Here is a 2,116-nt window from a genome sequence, read left to right on the forward strand (position 1 = left end):
GTGAATAGTTAATGAGCACGTTAAACACGGTGAAAATAATTATTTTATTTTTAGATGGATAAGACGTTATTGAGTTGACTGTTATTTAACATCCCAGTACTTTGAAATTCCTATCTATTTTAAGTCCCGACGTGAGCAGGATGTTTTTCCGTTGTTTAAACGCAACTATGCACTAGCCTGTCAACAAGTGTTAGCCGGTGAAAGTTTAACGGATTTGCCAAAAGCACTCACCGATCAATCGCCTAAAACCTTGGCTGAAAAAAATATGGATTTTCACGATAAGGTACAGAAAAAATATTTACAACAAAGTGGGTTTGATCAACTGGATAATCCGCGTGCAGCCTTGGACACTATTTACCAACTGCTTGGACGCTCACTAAAATGAAGGGTGCTGCATGATAACTACTCTCGACTTTAAAAAAATAGCATTACCTCCAAATAGGGTTAAGAAAAACAAAGCGACAGAGGTAATGCGTTGAAAACAGCTTAACATTTAAGTCTTGATTCAAAAGCAGATTGCTTAGTAGGTCAATTTCGAATGTGGTGTGAATATAATGCGCGGCCTTTTGAAAGTAAATCAAAAATTACAATTCTTAACACTCAATATGGAAGATTAATATTTCAAGTACAAAAAAGATATTTTCAATTAAAGCGTTATAATTATAAAGCAGTAGGTGTATATTATATTGTTATTTGTTATTGATTGTAACGAAGTAGCACTAAAGTTGGCTTTAGTGTGTAAATACATAAATAGCAAGCAAAAGCAGCGAAAGTGGAAATAGACTTAATTTAAAGGAGGAAATGATAAAAGCAAGAAAAAAACATTGCCCCAAAAAAGGAAGGGACCGTGATGACTGAGGCAATGTGCAAAATAGAGGTTTAAAGGTCAATTTAAACATCGGTTAACAATATATTAAATTGTTGTACTTTTTTAAACTGAATTTTGTATTTATTTTTTTTAAGTGGAAAACAATCTGAGATGAGTCAACTGGAAGCTATTTTGGAACTCCATATCAAGGGATTTGGCTTGACACCACCTCAAAAAGAATTTCGTATTCATCCCAAAAGACGTTGGCGGTTCGATTTTGCCTGGCAAGAAAGCAAATTTGCCGTTGAAGTCAAAGGTGGTGCTTGGGTTAATGGACGACATACACGGGGTAAAGGATTTACTAATGATTTGGAAAAATACCATGAAGCTATGGCGTTAGGTTGGCTGGTGTATCGTTGTCATGGTGAACTGATCAAAAGTGGACGGGCTATCGGAGTCATTCGTCAATTGTTATACGAAAGACAGCAGACTGCTTAATGGTGTAAATCGGTCATAGGGGGATAGACCATGAGTGTTTTACATGAATTAGCTGAAGTGATAGGTCATGATGCCGCTATCAAACTAGGACAACACTTAGGTGGTGCTCGTTTATATATTCCACATCAGATGACAGATGGCCATGCCCTCGTCGCACTTTTGGGCCTGGAGCTGGCTCAAAAACTCAGTGATTATTACCAAGGGGAACACATTGAGCTGCCCTCAAAACAACTCTTCAAGCAGATCCGGAATGAAATGATGCGCCGGGATTATGAATCTTTAAAGTCTGGTGGTGGTTGTTCTCGAGCTGATTGGTTAGCCATCAAGTATGGCGTATGTAGACGGCAGGCTTTGAATATACTGCGGGAGGATGGGGTTGGGCTGGAGGGGGAGCCAGTGCAAGAAGCATTAAAGTTATAATGCTATCTAGCCAAATTAGAACAGATGTATTGAATTACTTTAAATGAGAAACTACAATCCCTTCAGGAATTTAAGTTAGCTTACATAAGCTATACATGGAGACTTGTAGTTAATCATGGATGATGACTCAGAACAGATAGAGGTTCCCAATCCTCTTGCTGAAGAGCAAAGAGAAAAATCCGGCTCTACAACATTTGAAAAGTACGATTATCAATATCATTGGGCGCTAGATCGAATCTTAACAGAGCATTCAAAAGCTATTGAGTATGCAGTTTTTATGGAGTGTCACGAGGATGTAGTATTAGCAGATAGCCTGTGTGGGGTTTCTGCAAGGTTTGAGTTTAATCAAGTAAAAGCTGTAGAAAAGCCACAATATACAATTAAAAGTTG

The 2,116-nt window shown here is 37.9% G+C and carries 4 protein-coding genes; all 4 read left to right on the forward strand.

What is annotated here, in order from left to right; genetic code table 11:
• The first annotated feature begins 151 nt into the window (after positions 1 to 151).
• Positions 152 to 385, forward strand: a complete 234-nt coding sequence (locus tag KCG35_RS24810; RefSeq protein ID WP_215822536.1) for a hypothetical protein — start codon at positions 152 to 154, stop codon at positions 383 to 385.
• Between the two features lie 594 nt (positions 386 to 979).
• Complete coding sequence (locus KCG35_RS24815) at positions 980 to 1,306, forward strand: putative endonuclease domain-containing protein (protein ID WP_215822537.1); 327 nt, start codon at positions 980 to 982, stop codon at positions 1,304 to 1,306.
• Positions 1,307 to 1,336: 30 nt separating this feature from the next.
• The gene (locus KCG35_RS24820; protein WP_215822538.1) at positions 1,337 to 1,726 is read left to right on the forward strand and encodes a hypothetical protein; all 390 of its coding nucleotides are present in this window, start codon (positions 1,337 to 1,339) and stop codon (positions 1,724 to 1,726) included.
• 115 nt (positions 1,727 to 1,841) lie between these two features.
• A partial coding sequence (locus KCG35_RS24825) for a dsDNA nuclease domain-containing protein (RefSeq protein ID WP_215822539.1) occupies positions 1,842 to 2,116 on the forward strand: 275 nt, incomplete at its 3' end.

The organism is Zooshikella harenae, assembly GCF_018837975.1.
Lineage (GTDB): Bacteria > Pseudomonadota > Gammaproteobacteria > Pseudomonadales > Zooshikellaceae > Zooshikella > Zooshikella harenae.

Bases quoted from the DNA above. Each gene is read 5' to 3' on its own strand.
- KCG35_RS24815 (WP_215822537.1), top strand. From the start codon at position 980: ATGAGTCAACTGGAAGCTATTTTGGAACTCCATATCAAGGGATTTGGC.
- KCG35_RS24820 (WP_215822538.1), top strand. From the start codon at position 1,337: ATGAGTGTTTTACATGAATTAGCTGAAGTGATAGGTCATGATGCCGCT.